A 16,902-nucleotide genomic window follows, 5' to 3' on the forward strand; every position below is an offset into this window, starting at 1 on the left:
TGCCGACTGGCACTACTTCCCCCCATACCCCGTGCGTTGAAGTGAGCAGACTGTAGCCGATCCGGGCAGCGACGGCAGATACCTGCTCTCACTCGGACAGACGTGGGCAGTCCGTCGGCAGCGGGATCGACGCCGACCGCGGCAGCTGCACCACCCACGCCGAGGTCCTGCCGACCAAGGCCGGCAGAGCACCGGCCGCCACCGACGGATCACCGGAGACTCCTGGCAGAGGCTCATCGACGGAGGGGGAGCCGGAGATGCGACGCGCCGCGAAGTGACCTGCGTCACGCCCGCTGCTGCATTGGCACCACGGTCGTCACCGGGACGTGGGACTGATCCACCGGCCGGCAGGACGGACGGCAGAACCGATGTGACGATCACACCAAGGTGGACGAGTTGTCCACCGTCCGTCATTGCAACCGCCGAGGGAGAACCACTTGATGAACCGCACCCCGCAGCGCCTGCTCGGCGCCGCCGCGGCGGTGGCCATGGGCGCCACGGCCCTGCTCGGCACCGGCGCGGGCATCGCCACCGCATCGGAGAGGGCCCACTGCGACCGCGCCGAACGCCCGATATGGAGCGAAGGGCCCAGCCGCAACGTCACCGCCCACGGCTGCGACATCCCGGACCAAAGACACCGCTGGTACGTCATCGACATCGACACCCTCGTCCAACCGCGCCACAGGACGGACTACCTGGACGAGCAGATCGACGGAACCAGCACCCTGCACGACAAGACGTTGAGGTGCATGGGCTACACCAAGGACGACCACGCGGTGAACTGGTTCGGCTGCGTGCCGCACCTGTCCTGACCGGCCCACCCCGAGATGTCGCGCAGGTCCTGAGAAGTCACATGCTGCCGCTGCCGTTCCATCCACTGTGGTCCGGGGCACTGCGCACGACAGGCCCGCCCCGGGGGCTTGCCGCTTGGTTCAGCCGTGCTCGGGCTCCACCGGAAGCCACAGTTCGGCGTCGGCCTCGGTCTGCTCCGGCGACAGACGGGTGCGCAGGATCTCAGGGCCGGTGCGGGTGCGGTACGGGTTCGACGGGAACCACTCGGTGAACACGTCCCGCCACAGCTCCTGGATGGCCTGCGGCGCCGGCCCGGAGGTGGTGAAGACCGCCCAGGTGCCGGCCGGAACGGCCAAAGTGGTCATGCCCTCCCAAGCGGCCCCGGAGGTGATCACGCCGTGGTAGTAGTCGAGTTCGGTGCCCTCGGCGCGGCTGGGGTCCAGGTCGTCGCAGACCGCGACGATGCCGTGCGGCTCCTGGTCCGACAGCTTCCCCAGGCGCTGCAGGGTCTCCGGGTCGATCCCGCGGACGAAGTCCATGATCGCCTGGTTCGGGCCCGTATGCACCAGCGGTATCCGGGTCTTGAGCCCTACGACGGTGAAGCCCGCCTTGTCCACAACGCGGTAACGCATACTGCTCCTGCCTTCGACGGTGAGGCGGAAGGCCATCCGGGACTGTGAGTTGAGCGCGGCGCCGGTACGCCGGGCCTCGCCCGGCCCGATGCCGTGCATGGCACGGAACGCCCGCGCGAACGCCTCGCCGGAGCTGTAGCCATAGCGCACCGCGATCTCCAGCAGCGTCTCACGCCCCGCGAGTACGTCGGCGCCCGCGAGGGTGAGCCGACGGCGCCGGATGTACTCCGACAACGGCATGCCCGCGAGCGCGGAGAACATCCGGCGCAGGTGATACTCCGAGGTCGCCGCGATGCGTGCCAGTTCCTCCACCTCGACGGTCTGGTCGAGATGGCGCTCGATGTGCTCCATCGCCTGATTCAGCCGCTCCAGCACGCCCGGTCTCCTGTTCCTCTTGACGACCACCGCGCCAGACAGCGCCCACCACGGCGAACCCGACAATGATGGCGCTCCTTGCTTTCGGCCGTTGACAGCCGGGGAGCCGGTGCGGCAGACAGCACTCGCCCGATGGTCGGCAACGGCTGACGCGGCGCTGCCGGACGTGCCTGCTGCCGGGGCACTGGTCCTCCGCCCAGTCCCAGGAACGGAGCAAGCACGTCTACCCGACGCCGCAGTCGGTGCCGTCCCCGTCCGGACCGGGGGTCTCCCGGCCCAGGCCCCGACGGATCGCGATCTCCACGGGCGAGTACGCGCCGTCGGCCCGCTCCAGTTCGTACGGCGCGGCCGGCATCAGCGGCGGCTGGGCCATGAAGCGCGGCCGCACCCCATGGTGCGGTTGCGCCGCGTGCACCAGGAACGGATGGCACAGGAAGACATCGCCCGGGGACCCGGTGGCGAGGGCGAGTGGCCGGTGGTCGGACGCCGCCACCACGTCGGGCGCGAGGGCCAGCCCGCTCGCCCCGTCCTCCCCGTACTTCTCCAGCACCTTCGGCACGTCGAGGTGTGAGCCGACCCGGATCCGGGTCGGGGCGTCCTCCTCACCGACCTCGCTGAACAGGAACAGCATGAGCAGCGCCCGACCCCGGGAACGCACATTCGTGAAGTACCAGCTCTCGCCTTCCGGCAGATAGCTCCCCTCGATGTGCCAGCCCGCGTCGTCCGGCTCCTGCTCGTGCGGGAAGCGCAGCGGGAACGTGCCCAGCGAGTAGCGCGGCTCCCAGCGTCCCGTGCCGACGAGCAGGTCGTACGCGCGATGCAGGGACGGGGAATTGGGTGCGGCGGCGAACGGCCCCTGCGCCATGCCGGCCACCCAGTGCACGGGCTGGGTCCACGTCGCTGGATCGTCCGGGTCGCAGCCCGTCTCCCGCCACAGCAGCCGCGCGCAGTCCGCGGCCACGCGCGGTGCCACGGCACCCTCCAGCTTCACGAAGCCGTCGCGGAGGAAGCGGGATACCAAGGTCGTGTCATCCATGCCCTCATCGTGCGGTGGCACCGGTCCCGATCACCCGACATTTTCCGCACCGCCTTTGTCGGGTGTTCACGTCGGGTGTTCACCGAGCCCTTCTTGCCCTCCGAGACCGGAAGCAACCGCCCTGCGGTCATCCGACCCCTCACCCGCGCCCTGCGCCGCGGCCGGTTGGTCCGGGCGAGTGACGTCCGGTCCTTCCGGGCGTCTCCTCACCTGGCCGCCATTAGCGTCTTGGTGATCAAGCAGCCGGGGACGAGCACAGCAGCGGCGTCCCCGGTGCTTCCGTCGGTCGTAGGAGGGAATCAATGGTGGGCACGAAGCGGGCGTTGGCCGTCGCGCTGGCGGCGGGAGCCGTGACCGTGAGCGGGTTGAGCGGGACCGCGGCGGCACAGCCGGCCGCGGCCGCGGTCACGTGTGTCGGTACTGCCTTCTCAGGCACCCTGGGCGTCAACCAGGCCCTCTGCAACAGCGGTTACACCCTGACGATGCAGGACAACGGCGATCTCGTCCTGCGCCGCAAGGACCAGTCCGCCTGCTATGCGAGCGGCACCCGTGCCCCGGGCGACGCCTCGGCCGTCTTCGTCATGCGCCACGTCGGCGCGCCGTACATCGACATCAACAGCACGTCCCAGGGGAACATCGGCAGGATCATGGGCGCGCACACCGGCGCTCACCTCGGCACGGACGCGAGCCTGAACGGGAACGGCGAGTTCTGGGTGGGCTACAAGAAGGTCGGCTACTGCTGAGCGCCGGTCGTCGCGGCGTACTCCTCGACGAGGCCGGGCGGGACACGGCCGTGGATACGGTGCGAAACGGCCCGGCCCCGGCGGCTCGCATGCCGGGGCCGTCCCGAACCAGTCCAGCACGCCGACCGCTGGAACGTCCCCGACACCTCGGCGAGGCGGATCGGCGGCGCGGGGCGTCCGGTGGGGGCGCCCCGTCGCCCGGGCCTCACTGGCCGCCGAGGCCGGTGGTGGCGACGGACTTGACGATCTGGCGCTGGAAGAACAGGAACACCACCACCAGGGGAAGCGCGGCCAGTACGGCGGACGCCATGGTCTGCGCGTACTGGATGCCGTAGGCGTCCTTCACCGAGGTGATGCCGACGGGCAGGGTCATCAGCGCCGGGTCCGAGGTCGACACGAACGGCCACAGGAAGTTGTTCCAGGCGCCGATGAACACGAAGATCGCGACGGCGGCCAGCATCGGCCGCGACAGCGGCAGGAGCACCGACCAGAAGATGCGCCAGTGTCCCGCGCCGTCGATCCGCGCCGCCTCCTCCAGCTCGCGCGGCAGTGAGTCGAAGTGCTTCTTCAGGATGAAGACCATCACCGGGGCGACGGTCTGCGGCAGGATCACCGCCGCGTAGGTGTCGACCAGGTGCAGCGTCAGCATCTGCCGGAACCACGGCACGATGAGGATCTGCGGCGGTACGAGTACGGCGGCCACCGTCAGCGCGAACAGGACGCGCCGGCCGGCGAAGAGGGTGCGGGAGAAGGCGTAGCCGGCCATGGCCGAGACCAGCACGGTGACCACGGTGACCGCCGCGGCGATCAGGAAGCTGTTGAGCATCCACAGCGGCAGGTCGCCGCGCTCCCACACGGTGCTGAAGCCCCTGAGCGTCAGGCCGTGGCGCGGCCACACCCAGTGCTGGGAATCGCTCGCGTCCTGCTCGGACTTGAAGGCGGTCAGCACGGCCCACAGCATCGGCAGCAGCCAGATGAGGCCCAGGACGGCGAGCACGGCGAGGGCGAGCACGCGGGCCGCGCGGCTGTCGCCGAGGACGAGGTGGTTGCCGCGCAGGCGGGGCTGCCGGGACGCCGCCGGCCGGGCGGCCCGTGGAAGACGCGAGGCCGATGGGGTGCGGACGGGCAGGTCGGTGGACGTCATGTCACTTCTCCCGGCGGCGGAGGGCGGCGTACTGGGCCGCGGAGGCGAGCAGGACGAGGGCGAAGAAGATGTAGCTGATCGCGGAGGCGTAGCCGAGCCGGTAGCCGGTGAAGCCCACGTCGTAGACGTACTCGACGATCGGGCGGGTGGAGCCGTTGGGGCCGCCCTTGGTGAGCAGGTACACCTGGTCGAAGACCTTCAGGGAGGCCAGGATCTGCAGCACGGTGACGACCATGGTGATCCGGCTGAGCTGCGGCAGGGTGATCGACCACAGTCGGCGCCAGGCCCCGGCTCCGTCGATGGCCGCGGCCTCGTACAGGTGGTCCGGTATGGCCTGCAGGGCCGCCAGGTAGAGCAGGAAGTTGAAGCCGACCGTCCACCACAGCGTGGTCAGGGCGATCGCCCACATCGTCACCGACTCGTCGCTGAGCCAGTTGACCGGCCCGACGCCCACCAGGTCGAGCAGGTGGTTGAGCAGTCCGAGGTCCGGCTGGTAGAGCCAGATCCACAGCAGGCTCACGACGCCGACGGGCAGCAGGTAGGGCGCGAAGAAGGCCAGGCGCCACACCCACTGGCCGGGCAGTCCGGTGTGTACGAGCAGGGCCATGCCGAGTGCGACGGCGACCAGTGGCACCGTCGAGATGACGGTGAACCACACGGTGTGCCCCAGGGCGCGCCACATCTCGGCGTCCTTGAAGGCCTCGGTGAAGTTGTCCACGCCGATGAAGTCCGGGGCGTGGGCCGACAGGGAGGTGTCGGTCAGGCTCATCCACAGGCCCTGGGCCAGTGGCCAGACCATGAAGAGGGCGAACAGGGCGAGGAAGGGGAGTGCGAAGAGCAGACCCGGGGGGACCAGTCGGCGCACCGACGGGGCCCCGGAGCGGGGCGAGGCGTGGGGAGAGGACATCGTCGTTCCTCCTGCGCGATGGATCGCGGCCGGGTCAGGCCGGGCTGGGCTGGGAAAGGAAGGTGTTCAGGCGCCGCACCATCGCGCGCGCCGCGCGGTCGGGGGAGAGACCGTCGAGGAGGGCCTGCTGCAGGACCTGGGACATGGAGTTCTGGAAGTCCGAGCCCGCTCCGGCGAACCACACCGACGGGTCCAGGACGACGTGCTGCTGCGCCTGCGCGTAGTGCGACTGCGGCTGGAGCTTGGCGTAGGCCTCGGTACGGGTGACGGGGCCGTAGGCGGGGATGTGCCCGGCGGTGGCCCAGATCTGGCCGGCCTTGAGCAGGGCGGCCACGGCGCGGTGGGTGCGGCGGCGCCGCTCGGGGTCCGGGTCGGGGTGGCGCGGCAGGACGAAGGAGTGCGAGTCGGCGTAGACGGCCGGGGTGCCGAACACGGTCGGGAAAGGAGCCGCTCCCACCTTGGGATCGGCGGTGCGGAAGGTGCCCAGTTCCCACTCGCCCGAGAGGATCATCGCCGTCTGCCGGTTGGCGAAGGAGGCGATGGCGGCGCTGTAGTCGAGCCGCTTGGGGTTGACCCGGCCATCGACGATCTTCGCCATGAACGCGATGACCTCGGCCATACGGTCCAAGTCCACCTCGGCGGGCCCGCCCTGCGGCAGGTCGAAGCGGCCGCCGGTCTGCCGGTACAGGCCGTAGAACAGCCGCCAGCCCTGCGCGGTGTCGGTGACGTATCCGAAGGCGATGCCTTGCTCGCCGGACGCCTTGGCCAGTTCCCGGCCGGCCTTGAGGAACGCGTCCGGGGAGGAGAACGCCGCGGCGTCCAGGCTGCCGTCGCTCTTGAGCAGTCCCGCCTTGGCGGCCGGTTCGGGGTGGTAGAAGACGATGAAGGGGTGGGTGTCCAACGGGACGGCGTAGGTCCGGCCCTGGAACTGGGTCCGTTCCCAGACGGCGTCGGTGAAGGCGCTCCTGGTGATGCCGTACTCGGCCAGGAGATCCAGGTCCCAGGGGTCGAGGAGGCCGGTGGGCGCGTAGCCGGCGAGCCGGGACATGTGGGCGATGGCCACGTCGGGGCCCCGCCCGCCGGCCGAGGCCATGGCGAGCTTGGTGTAGTACGGCGTGCCCCATTCCAGGACCGTGCGCTCGACACGTGTCCCCGGCATGTCGGGCCGCGCGGCCTTGACCATGTCGTTGAGCAGTCCGCCGTCGGCCCCGCTGAACAGGTCCCACAGCCGCACCGTCGAGGCGTTCGCGGCCTGTGCGGATCCGCAGCCGCTGAGTGCTCCCCCGCCGAGGAGCACCGTCCCCGAGGCGAGCGCGGCCGTAAGGACCCGGCGCCGGGTCGGCCCCCGCCCTCCCGCTGGTTCCGGCCTGTCGGTCATGTCGTTCCTTCCCTGACCGGGCGGCCCGGGTGAGCCGGAGGAACAGCTCACCGCCCGGCTCACCCGGGCCACCCACTTTTACATCGTTGTAACCGCCATCGGAAGGCGTCGGCCGCCGCGGTGGCGCCCGACCGCCGGCTCAGTCGCGTTCATAGGCCGCCGGGCGGGACTGCGCCCGGCGGATCCGCTCGATGTCGAGCTTGACGGAGCGGTCGAAGCGGTAGAGGCCGTTCTGCTCCTGGAACACGTCGGTGAGCTGCGTGTAGCAGTACCCGAACATGTCCGGGTCGTCGAGCAGCACGCCGGTCAGCCCCGTGAAGCGTTCGAGGAACTCCTCCTCGGTCCTGGGCCGTTCGCCGTAGCCCCAGGACGTCGCCACCGCGCTGCCGGACGCCTGCACCGCCTCCGGGTCCCACCAGATCCCGCCGAACTCGCTGCAGAAGTAGGGCTGTCCCCGGTACGGCACCGACCAGGGCCGCGCGTCGGGGCCGGTGTTGACGAACGGCTTGTCCTCGGCCAGGCCGGACATGGTCCGGGCGAAGGCGGCCGGGTCCTGTTCGTAGCAGTGGGAGTCGTAGACGTCGGTCTCCGGGACGCGGTGGGCGTAGCCGGAGGCGTCGATCACGGGCCGGGTGGGGTCGGCCTGCTTGGTTGCCAGGAACATGGCCCGGGTGACGTCGTCGAGCCGGGTGATGCGGTCGTGCAGGGGCTGGTAGGTCTCGTTGAGCGGGCACCAGCCGATGATCGAGGGGTGCGAGTGGTCGCGCTCCAGGGCTTCGAGCCACTGGGTCACGTACGAGGCGTCGGGGCGCTGGTTGTCGTCGCGCACGCCCGTCTCGCAGCCCCAGTCGCCGAACTCGCCCCACACCAGGTAACCGAGCCGGTCGGCGTGGTAGAGGTAGCGCTCCTCGAACACCTTCTGGTGCAGCCGGGCGCCGTTGAATCCGGCGGCCATGCCCAGCTCGATGTCCTTCACCAGCGCCTCGTCGCTCGGCGCGGTCATCAGCCCGTCGGGGTAGTAGCCCTGGTCCAGCACCAGGCGCTGGAAGACGGGTTCGCCGTTGAGCAGCAGCCGCCTGCCGTGCAGGGACACCGAGCGCAGGCCGGCGTAGGAGGTCGCCGAGTCGACGACCACGCCGTCGGCGTCCAGCACCTCCAGCCGCAGCCCGTACAGGTGCGGGTCGCCCGGCGCCCAGAGCCGTACCCGGTCCTCCGGCACGGTGAGCGCGAGGCGCGGGCACAGGTCCAGGTCGGCGCGCGCCTGTGCCGCCACCACGTCCCCGAGCGCGTCGCTGAGCACCGCACGCACCCGGTGGCCGGGCAGGTTGGCGGTCAGCGGCAGCTCGAGGAAGAAGCTGTTCGACGACAGATCGGGGGTGATCCGGGGACGCTTCAGGGCGATCGACCGGGGCACCGGCTCCATCCAGACGGTCTGCCAGATGCCGGTGGTGCGGGTGTAGTGGCAGTGCGAGTTGGCGTACCAGGTGGACTGCTTGCCACGGGCCTGCACACCGTGCCGGCTGTCGCGGGCGCGGACCACGAGCGTCACCTCGGCGCCGGGCTCGGCGATGCCGTCGAGGTCCGCGGTGAACGGGGTGAAACCCCCGCGGTGCCGGGCCACCTCGATGCCGTTCGCCCAGACCGTGGTGTCGTGGTCGACGGCGCCGAAGTGCAGCAGCACACGGCAACCGGTCCACTCGGCGGGCACGGTCACGGTGCGCCGGTACCACACCGCCTCGAGGAAGTCCGTCTCGCCGATCCCCGACAGAGTGGACTCGGGGCAGAACGGGACGGTGATCGTGTCCGTCAGCTCGCGCTGCTGCAGCCCGCGCTCCAGTCCGGTGTCGGAGCGGTCGATCTCGAACTGCCACGGGCCGTTGAGATTGAGCCACGCGTCGCGGACGAACTGCGGCCTCGGGTATTCGGGGCGCGGCAGGTCGGGCGGGTGCGGGAGGGCCATGGTGCTCCTCGTGTTGCCTGGTCGGGTCGTGCGCGGCCTATGGCATCACGCCGATTACATCGATGTAAATACGTCGGTCGAGGAGAGGGTGGCTCGAAACCGTTTCGTGACAGTCGATAAGATCGCGCCGGTCGGAAGGAAGACGAACGTGGCCGCCAGACCCAGGATCAAGGACGTCGCCGAGTACGCGGGCGTCTCCCCGAAAACGGTCTCCAACGTGATCAACGACTACGAACACGTCTCGGAGAAGACCAGAGCGACCGTACGCGAGGCCATCGAGGCGCTCGGTTACCGCGTCAACATCGCCGGCCGCCAGCTGCGCCGCGGCCGCACCGGGATGATCACGCTCGCGGTGCCGGAACTGGACGTGGCCTACTTCTCCGAGCTGGCCAAGCACGTGATGGCGGCTGCCGACCAGCGCGGCCTGACGGTGCTCATCCACCAGACCGGTGGCGTGCGGGAGCGAGAACGAGCCGCTCTGCACGGATTCGACGCGCAGTTCACCGACGGGGTCATCCTCAGCCCGCTGTCCCTGCTGCCACGCGATCTCGCCACTCGGGACACGCGGTTGCCCGTCGTGCTGCTGGGCGAGCGCAGCGCGGCCGGAACCGCCGACCACGTGGGCATCGACAACGTCGCCGCCGCTCGGGAGGCGACCGAGCACCTGCTGGCGCGCGGGCGACGGCGCATCGCGGTCATCGGCGGCGCCGTCTCGGGACCGCAGGGAACCGACCGGCTGCGCACGCAGGGCTACCGGGCGGCCCTGCGTTCGGCGGGCGTCCCCTTCGAGGCCGAACTGGTCGTGCCGGTCGACGCTTTCCACTGGCTCGACGGAGCCAGAGCCGTCGCGGCGGTGCTGGAGCGGGACCTGCGTCCGGACGCGCTGCTGTGCCTCAACGACCACCTGGCCCTGGGGGCCCTGCGCGCCCTGCACGAGGCCAGGCTGAGGGCCCCGCAGGACATCGACGTGGTCGGCTTCGACGACATCGAGGCAGGCCGCTTCAGCGTCCCCAGCCTCACCACGATCGCCCCGGACAAGTCGGCCATCGCCACCACCGCGGTGACCCTGCTGGTCGACCGGATAGACCGGCCGACCGCTGAGCACGGCGTGGACCACATCGTGGAGCACCGGCTGATCGTGCGGGAGAGCAGCACGGGCTGAACCGCCCCGGCGGGCGGCTTGCCGGCGTCCGCCGGGCCGGCTGCACACCCTCGGCGCGCGTCACCGGCACGTCGGCGCTCTGCCGGTTGCCCCGGTCAGTTTGCTTCCGTTCACCACCGGGCGGCCGCCCGCCGGCCCGGGCCCGGCAGGCCTTCGCGAACGCCGGACGGCACCTACGCGGCATCCGCGCAGCTCGACCGCTCCGGCTCGACGCTGCGCCTCTACCGGCGCCTGCTGACCCTGCACCGCCACTACCGGCTCGGAGCGGGAGACTTCCGCTGGACGCCCTCCCCCGACCACGTCCTGCACGTCAGCAACGGCCCCATCGGGGTGATCACCAACCTCGGCACCGAGCCGATCCCCCTCCCCCCGGACACCACTGTCGGGCTCACCAGGCACGAGCCGCCAGTGTGAGTGGTGCAGGGCGCGCCCGTGGAACGCCACGGGCGGGGTACATGCGCGTTCCGCTCGCCGACGGCGCTTTGGTCGCCACCCCGGGCACGCCCTCCGACGACCTGATCTACAGCCTCCTTTCGGCCTCCGACGTGCTGGGGACCGGCTCGTTCGGCGCGGTGGCGTCCCAGGCCGGCCCCGGTAGGACGTGCCGCCGGGCGAGTTGAGCCCGCCGGGACGACGGGCTCCACGAAGCCTGACCGGGCCCCGGCGGGCGACAATGAAGGGAAGGAACACTGCTATGCGAGGAGCAGTCATGTGCAGGATGGTGCGTTCGTGAGCCGGGTCCTGGTGACCGGTTCGGCGGACGGTCTGGGACGTGCCGCGGCGGATTCCCTGTTGGCCGAGGGGCATGACGTGGTCGTGCACGCCCGGAACCAGGAGCGTGCAGCGGGTCTCGACGCGTTGGTCGACCGCGGGGCGGGCATCGTGGTCGGCGACTTCACCGACCGTGACGCCGTACGGCGTATCGCCGCCGAGCTCAACGACGCCGAGCCGCTGGATGCCGTCATCCACAACGCCGGAGTGTGGAGCGGGCGTCCTGTCATGCCGGTCAACATCATCGCCCCGTACCTGCTCACGGCCCTGCTGCGCGGGCCACGCCGGCTGGTGTACCTCAGCAGCGGCTCGCACTTCAGCGGGCGTCCCTCGCTGACCGGGGTCGACTGGCGGGGTGAGCGTGCGGGCTCGTACGCCGACAGCAAGCTGTTCGTCACGGCCCTCGCAGCCGCAGTGGCCCGCCTGCGTCCCGGCGTCCTGAGCAATGCCGTGGATCCCGGCTGGGTGCCGACGAAGATGGGTGGGCCGGGCGCACCGGACGATCTGGAACTCGGCCATCGCACGCAGGAGTGGCTCGCGACGAGTGACGACTCCGAGGCCCTGACCTCGGGCGGGTACTGGTACCACCGCCGGCGGCAGGAACCGCACCGCGCCGTCCACGACGAGGCGTTCCAGGACCGCCTTCTGCAGACGCTGGCCGAGGAGACAGGTACCCAGCTCTGAGCGGTCATCGCGGACAGCGCACCGAGGGGCTCCACTCCGTCGGCGTGGAACCTTTCAGTGCGGGCCCGTGGAAGGTTCAGTCGCGCAGCAGTTCGTGCTGCCACTCGCTCTCGGGCTGGTGGTGCAGGTCGAGACAGGCCTGGCGAGCACTGCCGGATCGAAGCGCTCCTCGCCGCCGATCTCGTCGGCGATGGTGACACCGGTCGTACGCACACCCGGCACCGGTCCCGACCACGGAGGCCTTGCCGTACTCGGCCGTGGTGATCACCACGGGCTGCGGAACGCCTGCCCCGTCTGTGTGGGCTAGGAACTCCACCACCGGATCGGGCCGTGCCGGGTGGTGCTCCAGCTCGCCACGTGTGCCCCATCCGGAACTGAAGCGCCGCGCGCGCCAGGGATGATCGGGGCCGGCCGGATGCAGTTGCCACGTCAGCTCTCGCCGAAGGGCGACGGGCAGCGGCGCGGCGGCTTGGGCTTGGTCCTCAGAAGTGGGTGGCGATCCCGAAGACCCGGCGGAGTTGAGCCATGTCGTGCCGATCGCGCTCCGTGGGCTCATATCCCTGATGGAAGTACACCTGTTGCTCGGCGGACAAACACGGGACGGTCGTCCCCTTGACAGTGCCTGTCACGAAGCATGAGGAGGGATAGATGAACGGACGCTCCGGTTCGGGTGACGCCTGCACCGCCGAGCCGTCGTCTCCGAAGACGAGGGGATGAAGGTCGATCTCCCGGCCGTCCGGAGCCGTGACGACAAAACGGATGGGCCTCCAGCTCAGGCTCTCCACGAAGCCCGCCTCAGCGAGAGCCGCCACCACAGCGGCTTCCTGGTCCTGCCGATGCATCAGGTCCAAGTCACGGTGGTCTCGGGTCTGTTCGCCGATCAGAGCGTCTATCCCCCATCCTCCACCGATCCAGACATCTACCTCCGCCCGTCGCAGCAGAGCCAGGACAGACAACACGTCTTCAGCCGTCATCACAGGACGCAGGCTAGAAGCGATCACCTCGGGCGGCGAACGAATTCCTCGACTGCGGCTGAGCCCGGTCAGAACCTGCCTACTCGACGCCGGCCGCAGCCCTTCCGGGGGCGCCTTGTCCCGCCCTCTGTGAGGCGCGACTCAACCTGCCACCCCGCAGGTCAGTGGCCTCAGCCCGGCACGATCCGATGAGACGGGTCGCGTGGGGCTTCGGTGGCACGGGTCCGGTCCTTCGGCCGCTCGTCACCTTGAGATGCCGGCTTCGATGCCGTCGAGCAGGAAGTCGAGGCCGATCCGGAAGGTGTGGTCGGCGTCCAGGTGGGCGGCGTCGCGCACCACCGTCGCCAGCGCGGGGAATCGGCCGGTGGCGAAGGTCCGCTCCAGATAGGGCCCGAGGGAGGCCTGCCACCGCCTCTCGTCCATCCCGGTGGCCCGCTCGGCACGCCGCTCGGCGATCTCCCGACGCACCGCGCCGATCACGTACGCGTCGACCGCGGTGACCACCGGCATGATGGCGTCCACGTCGACGCCGTCCAGCGCGGCCACCACGGCCTCTCCCCTGGCCAGCGCGTGCGGCCCGAGCTGCGGTCGCCCACCGAGCAGATCGGCGAGCCACTCGTGCTCGTGGGCGGCCTGCCGGGTGGTTTCGGCAAGAGACCGAAGCACCTCCCGCCAGCCGTCTCCGACCGGCCGGATCTCGGCGTGGACCGCGTCGACCATCAGGTCGAGCAGCTCCTCCTTGCCGGCGATGTAGCCGTACAGCCGCATCGGCCCGACGCCCAGCGCGGCGGCGACCTTGCGAAGCGACACCGCTTCCAGGCCGTCCTCGTCGGCCAACCGGATCGCCGCTCGCACGATCCGCTCTCGGTTCGGCCAGTAGTCCGTGGCGCCGCGCAGGTCCGCATGCCGCTCGATCAGCGCGTCCACTCCCGTGCAGGTGCCCTGCGGTTCCGCCCCCATCGCACGCAGTACGCCGCCGGGGGACACGCCCTGTACGAGTGTCAGGCCGTATCCGCCGCTGATCGCACTCCGGAACACCGGGGAGGAACGTATCCAGGCGTAATGCTCTGTTGTTACCGAAGCCATGTCCCACAGTCTGCCCGCCACCACTGACATCCCTTCCAACCCCGCACCGCTCCACCTCCCGCTCCCCTGCGTCGCCGTGCAGGCTCTCGTACTGGTGGGCTCGCCTGCCGCCGTCTCGATCACGGAGACCCCGGTTCGGTAGCCGATCTGTTCACCGCCAACGGGGTCTGGGAGTGGGCTCACGGGGGGCCGTCGTACCGAGGGTGACCGCGACCTCATACCTGGTGACCTACCGTGTCGACGGTTACGTTGACGGGATGCTTCCGCCGCGGCTCCCTGCCAACGTCGGTCACTACGAGGACACGTTTCAGAAGGTCGACGGCGAGTGGCTCCTCGCCACCCGAGCCGTGTTCCTGCCCTTTGGCGGCGATACGGAGCGTCTGCCCACCTCGCCTCGCGACGCATGAGAACGGACTATCGCGGGGGCGGGGTCAATCTTTTGGTGTCCGTGTGTGGTCACCGGGGGACACGCCCTTCAACTCGGAGACCAGCGTCCAGATGAGCTGCGATGCGCCTGATCGTCCGGGCGTTGTCCTCGAACAGATGCGCCTGCATACCCACCGCCTGTGCAGCCTCGACGTTCACTGCGAAATCGTCGATGAAGAGACAGCTCTGCGGCCGCACCTCCAGGCCGGCGCATGCGGCCTCGAAGGCACGTGGGTCCGGCTTCTCGATGCCGATCTCGTGTGAGTACACGATCTGCTCGACCAGTTCGTCGAAGTGGTACAGCGCGGTCTCTCGCTCGCGGGCACCGACGAAGCTGTTGCTCAGGATGCCCAGCCTGCAGCTTCCTCGCAGCCCTCGCACATAAGCGATGAGTTCCTCGTTGGGCGTTCCCAGATATTCCGCCCAAAGATCCGCCATGAAGGCTTCCACCCGGGGCGCGTCGAGCCCCAAGCGGGCTGCTACCTCCCAGTGCACGTCGTGTTCGCTGATGTGGCCGACGCTCCCGGCGTGCCACACGTCGCGCATCCGCTCATGCACAGTGCCCAGCGGCAGCGCCAGCCGCTCTTCCCACCGCTGCACCCACCCCGTTTCCGGCGTGATCTCCAGCACGCCACCGATATCGAGAATGACGCAGGTCGCCGTCACTCGAACTCCCCCTCTTCGTCCTGCCGGCCGGCGAGCGCACACCGCCCGCTCGTGTGATCTATGAAGACACTGTTGTCCCTCCCTCTGGGGCAAGGTCAAGCAATCTTGGAGCCTTGTGGCAGCCCTGTTGCGAGCCGCCGACACGACTCGGCTGTATCAGCTGGTGCCTTCGAATTCGTGACGATCCGCCGAGACCTCGGCCGGACGACGACGTCAGAACTCGTCGACGCGACGTAGCTCAAAGGCTGTGGTTCTGGTGGGCTTCTGTGGCGAGAAAGTCTCGCGCCGCGGAGGTAACCCGGTCGCGAATGTGCTGCTGGTCCGGAGGTTGATCCTTCGGCAGGTCGAGCGCTCTCGCCAGATCAACGATGGGTTGCAGCGCGTCGGGGTAGTCGAGTTCGGCTGCAGCTTCCTCATGGATCAGCTTCGCTCCGTGCACGGGATCGAGTTGGCACGCCACGATCTGGCCGGCCCACCACTGGGCCGCGGTCCATCGCGCCTTGGCAAGATCTTCTGAGGTCAGCGGCAGCAGACCCGACTCCTCCAGCACAAGGTCGAACAGCTCGCGGGCCTGCGGATACTCACCACGCGCGAGGCCGGCCAGCAGGGGAAGCGAGGGAGCCTCGATGCCGGCCATCAGAGCGTCCAGGCCCAACTGGACCGGCTGTCGCCTTCTCATCATCTTTCTGTAGAGGGAAGTCCTATCACCGAGAGCCGGTGGTTCATCAGGTGGCCAGCAATACGCGCTTGCGTAGCACGCTGGAACCGGCTCGGCCGAACATCTGGCGTAGAACCGCTGGCTTCGTGTGCCAAGGCACCGGCCGCAGTGGTCGCCGCTCTCGTTGAACCGTTCCGGGAAGAGCGGATCACAGCAGTCCGCGGGATCGAGTCCGGCCGCGGAGCCTGCGCAAAAACGCGTTGGCGAACCACTGCGGCCACTGCTAGCCTCCTGGAGGCCGTGCGAAAGAACGAGGAGGTGGTACCCGTGAACACAGTATCGACATGGGTGCTCCCCTCCGGGGTCACGGTCGGGCGATAGGTCGTCCGGGAGCGCCGTCTCTGAGCACTCCCGAAAGGCTCGACCATGCAATTCACTTCAGAACAGCACCTCGACGACGGCGTCCTCGAGCGCGAATTCATCCTCGGCGAGATCCCCGGCACCCTGTGGACGCCCGGATCCGCGCCGACCCCGCTGGTCCTGATGGCCCACAACAACGGCCTGCCCAAGGCGGATCCCCGGCTGGTGGCCCGGGCCCGGTACACCGCGGCGCGCGGCTACGCGGTGGCCACCATCGACGCCGCCGGGTGCGGTGACCGTCCCCGTTCCGCCGCCGACGAGCAGGCCCGTGCCGACCTCCGGCGGGCGATGCAGGCCGGCGAGCCGGTCGACGAGATCTTGGAGTCCTTCATCGGCCCGCTGGTGGAGAACGCGGTCCCGGAATGGCAGACCACTCTGGACGCCCTCCTTGAACTGCCCGAGATCGGCGGCCCGGTCGGATACTCCGGGGGGTGGACCGCCCTCGGCATTCGGCTGGCGGTGGTTGAGCCGCGCATCGCGGCCGCAGGCTTCTTCGCCGGGGGGTACGTGCCCCGTGCCCAGCGCGAGGAAGCCCGGCAGGTCACCATTCCGCTGCTGTTCCTGCTGCAGTGGGACGACGAAGGGAACCCCCGGCAACGGGCCCTGGACCTGTTCGACGCCTTCGGCAGCAAGGAGAAGACGCTGCACGCCAATCCGGGAGGGCACATCGGCACCCCGTGGTTCGAACTGGAGGACGGGTGCCGGTTCTTGGACCGGCACCTGAAGTGAGGCCGGGCCGTCCGGCGGGCGGCAGACGGTAGGCGGTGCCGGCCAGGATGCCGTCATCGAGGACAGGTCCCGGCCCTCCTCGATGGCGGTACCCGGCAGGTGCAGGTACTTCACCTGCCGGGCAGTGCAAACCCGCGACCTCGACCTGGAGGAGCCCGCGACCGATCACACGGTTTTCGTCCACGTCAAGCAGACCGAGGCCGAACGCGCACCGTGGCTGGCGGCCCAGGTCGGGCTGCGGGTCATCGGCGATCTGGTGATGGCACCGTACTGAGAAGGTCATGAACAGCGGTGCGTCACCGCTGGATTCGCCCGGCGGTGACACACCCAGGAACAAAGGAACCGCTCAGGCCCGGTTA

General features: G+C 69.7%; 16 protein-coding genes and 2 pseudogenes. 8 read left to right on the forward strand and 10 right to left on the reverse strand.

Annotation, left to right across the window (positions count from 1 at the left end; all coding sequences use genetic code 11):
* Nucleotides 1–440: 440 nt before the first annotated feature.
* Nucleotides 441–812 carry a hypothetical protein gene (locus tag ACGFRF_RS34385; RefSeq protein WP_393746776.1) on the forward strand — a complete coding sequence of 124 codons (372 nt, stop codon included), beginning with the start codon at nt 441–443 and terminating at the stop codon, nt 810–812.
* Between the two features lie 120 nt (nt 813–932).
* On the opposite strand, the gene ACGFRF_RS34390 is transcribed toward ACGFRF_RS34385, so the two are convergent.
* Nucleotides 933–1,799 (reverse strand): GyrI-like domain-containing protein, encoded by an 867-nt coding sequence (locus ACGFRF_RS34390; RefSeq protein ID WP_393746778.1) that lies wholly within the window; start codon nt 1,797–1,799, stop codon nt 933–935.
* A gap of 223 nt (nt 1,800–2,022) precedes the next feature.
* Nucleotides 2,023–2,835: a phytanoyl-CoA dioxygenase family protein gene (locus ACGFRF_RS34395; protein WP_393746780.1), complete on the reverse strand. Its 813-nt coding sequence runs from the start codon at nt 2,833–2,835 to the stop codon at nt 2,023–2,025.
* A 302-nt stretch (nt 2,836–3,137) separates the two neighbouring features.
* Here ACGFRF_RS34395 and ACGFRF_RS34400 point away from each other — a divergent pair, with 302 nt between their 5' ends.
* Complete coding sequence (locus ACGFRF_RS34400) at nt 3,138–3,578, forward strand: hypothetical protein (protein WP_393746782.1); 441 nt, start codon at nt 3,138–3,140, stop codon at nt 3,576–3,578.
* A 205-nt stretch (nt 3,579–3,783) separates the two neighbouring features.
* On the opposite strand, the gene ACGFRF_RS34405 is transcribed toward ACGFRF_RS34400, so the two are convergent.
* From ACGFRF_RS34405 to ACGFRF_RS34420, 4 genes are all read right to left on the reverse strand, one after another.
* The gene (locus ACGFRF_RS34405; RefSeq protein WP_393746784.1) at nt 3,784–4,722 is read right to left on the reverse strand and encodes a carbohydrate ABC transporter permease; all 939 of its coding nucleotides are present in this window, start codon (nt 4,720–4,722) and stop codon (nt 3,784–3,786) included.
* Nucleotide 4,723: 1 nt separating this feature from the next.
* Nucleotides 4,724–5,629: a carbohydrate ABC transporter permease gene (locus ACGFRF_RS34410; RefSeq protein ID WP_393746786.1), complete on the reverse strand. Its 906-nt coding sequence runs from the start codon at nt 5,627–5,629 to the stop codon at nt 4,724–4,726.
* A gap of 34 nt (nt 5,630–5,663) precedes the next feature.
* On the reverse strand, nt 5,664–7,007 hold the full coding sequence (locus tag ACGFRF_RS34415; RefSeq protein WP_393746789.1) for an extracellular solute-binding protein: 1,344 nt from the start codon (nt 7,005–7,007) through the stop codon (nt 5,664–5,666).
* 139 nt (nt 7,008–7,146) lie between these two features.
* Complete coding sequence (locus ACGFRF_RS34420; protein ID WP_393746791.1) at nt 7,147–8,967, reverse strand: glycoside hydrolase family 2 protein; 1,821 nt, start codon at nt 8,965–8,967, stop codon at nt 7,147–7,149.
* A gap of 148 nt (nt 8,968–9,115) precedes the next feature.
* Here ACGFRF_RS34420 and ACGFRF_RS34425 point away from each other — a divergent pair, with 148 nt between their 5' ends.
* The 3 genes and pseudogenes from ACGFRF_RS34425 to ACGFRF_RS34435 all read left to right on the forward strand — a co-directional run bounded on the left by ACGFRF_RS34425 (nt 9,116) and on the right by ACGFRF_RS34435 (nt 11,584).
* Entirely contained in the window at nt 9,116–10,129 is a 1,014-nt protein-coding gene (locus tag ACGFRF_RS34425; protein WP_393746793.1) for a LacI family DNA-binding transcriptional regulator, read from the forward strand.
* A 458-nt stretch (nt 10,130–10,587) separates the two neighbouring features.
* A pseudogene (locus ACGFRF_RS34430) lies at nt 10,588–10,731 on the forward strand (IMP dehydrogenase); the annotation flags it as partial.
* A gap of 127 nt (nt 10,732–10,858) precedes the next feature.
* Nucleotides 10,859–11,584: an SDR family NAD(P)-dependent oxidoreductase gene (locus ACGFRF_RS34435; protein ID WP_393746889.1), complete on the forward strand. Its 726-nt coding sequence runs from the start codon at nt 10,859–10,861 to the stop codon at nt 11,582–11,584.
* 482 nt (nt 11,585–12,066) lie between these two features.
* On the opposite strand, the gene ACGFRF_RS34440 is transcribed toward ACGFRF_RS34435, so the two are convergent.
* Nucleotides 12,067–12,558, reverse strand: coding sequence for a nucleotidyltransferase domain-containing protein (locus ACGFRF_RS34440; RefSeq protein ID WP_393746795.1), 492 nt, complete (start codon nt 12,556–12,558; stop codon nt 12,067–12,069).
* 243 nt (nt 12,559–12,801) lie between these two features.
* On the reverse strand, nt 12,802–13,674 hold the full coding sequence (locus tag ACGFRF_RS34445; protein ID WP_393746796.1) for a TetR/AcrR family transcriptional regulator C-terminal domain-containing protein: 873 nt from the start codon (nt 13,672–13,674) through the stop codon (nt 12,802–12,804).
* A gap of 36 nt (nt 13,675–13,710) precedes the next feature.
* On the opposite strand from ACGFRF_RS34445, the pseudogene ACGFRF_RS34450 reads away from it, so the two are divergent.
* A pseudogene (locus tag ACGFRF_RS34450) lies at nt 13,711–14,051 on the forward strand (hypothetical protein).
* 49 nt (nt 14,052–14,100) lie between these two features.
* On the opposite strand, the gene ACGFRF_RS34455 reads toward ACGFRF_RS34450, so the two are convergent.
* Together ACGFRF_RS34455 and ACGFRF_RS34460 are read right to left on the reverse strand one after the other, a co-directional pair.
* Nucleotides 14,101–14,736: an HAD family hydrolase gene (locus ACGFRF_RS34455; RefSeq protein WP_393746798.1), complete on the reverse strand. Its 636-nt coding sequence runs from the start codon at nt 14,734–14,736 to the stop codon at nt 14,101–14,103.
* A 238-nt stretch (nt 14,737–14,974) separates the two neighbouring features.
* Entirely contained in the window at nt 14,975–15,373 is a 399-nt protein-coding gene (locus ACGFRF_RS34460; protein WP_393746800.1) for a hypothetical protein, read from the reverse strand.
* A gap of 447 nt (nt 15,374–15,820) precedes the next feature.
* On the opposite strand from ACGFRF_RS34460, the gene ACGFRF_RS34465 reads away from it, so the two are divergent.
* Nucleotides 15,821–16,543, forward strand: coding sequence for a dienelactone hydrolase family protein (locus ACGFRF_RS34465; RefSeq protein WP_393746802.1), 723 nt, complete (start codon nt 15,821–15,823; stop codon nt 16,541–16,543).
* 124 nt (nt 16,544–16,667) lie between these two features.
* Nucleotides 16,668–16,817 carry a hypothetical protein gene (locus ACGFRF_RS34470; protein ID WP_393746804.1) on the forward strand — a complete coding sequence of 50 codons (150 nt, stop codon included), beginning with the start codon at nt 16,668–16,670 and terminating at the stop codon, nt 16,815–16,817.
* Nucleotides 16,818–16,902: the final 85 nt, after the last annotated feature.

It is taken from the genome of Streptomyces sp. NPDC048521, from assembly GCF_043199855.1.
Classification (GTDB): domain Bacteria; phylum Actinomycetota; class Actinomycetes; order Streptomycetales; family Streptomycetaceae; genus Streptomyces.

What these genes read in the sequence shown, in the direction of transcription:
- ACGFRF_RS34405 (WP_393746784.1), bottom strand. Translation starts at nt 4,722, where the DNA reads ATGACGTCCACCGACCTGCCCGTCCGCACCCCATCGGCCTCGCGTCTT.
- ACGFRF_RS34445 (WP_393746796.1), bottom strand. Translation starts at nt 13,674, where the DNA reads ATGTCAGTGGTGGCGGGCAGACTGTGGGACATGGCTTCGGTAACAACA.
- ACGFRF_RS34465 (WP_393746802.1), top strand. Translation starts at nt 15,821, where the DNA reads ATGCAATTCACTTCAGAACAGCACCTCGACGACGGCGTCCTCGAGCGC.
- ACGFRF_RS34400 (WP_393746782.1), top strand. Translation starts at nt 3,138, where the DNA reads ATGGTGGGCACGAAGCGGGCGTTGGCCGTCGCGCTGGCGGCGGGAGCC.
- ACGFRF_RS34420 (WP_393746791.1), bottom strand. Translation starts at nt 8,967, where the DNA reads ATGGCCCTCCCGCACCCGCCCGACCTGCCGCGCCCCGAATACCCGAGG.
- ACGFRF_RS34440 (WP_393746795.1), bottom strand. Translation starts at nt 12,558, where the DNA reads ATGACGGCTGAAGACGTGTTGTCTGTCCTGGCTCTGCTGCGACGGGCG.
- ACGFRF_RS34385 (WP_393746776.1), top strand. Translation starts at nt 441, where the DNA reads ATGAACCGCACCCCGCAGCGCCTGCTCGGCGCCGCCGCGGCGGTGGCC.
- ACGFRF_RS34410 (WP_393746786.1), bottom strand. Translation starts at nt 5,629, where the DNA reads ATGTCCTCTCCCCACGCCTCGCCCCGCTCCGGGGCCCCGTCGGTGCGC.
- ACGFRF_RS34460 (WP_393746800.1), bottom strand. Translation starts at nt 15,373, where the DNA reads ATGGCCGGCATCGAGGCTCCCTCGCTTCCCCTGCTGGCCGGCCTCGCG.
- ACGFRF_RS34395 (WP_393746780.1), bottom strand. Translation starts at nt 2,835, where the DNA reads ATGGATGACACGACCTTGGTATCCCGCTTCCTCCGCGACGGCTTCGTG.
- ACGFRF_RS34415 (WP_393746789.1), bottom strand. Translation starts at nt 7,007, where the DNA reads ATGACCGACAGGCCGGAACCAGCGGGAGGGCGGGGGCCGACCCGGCGC.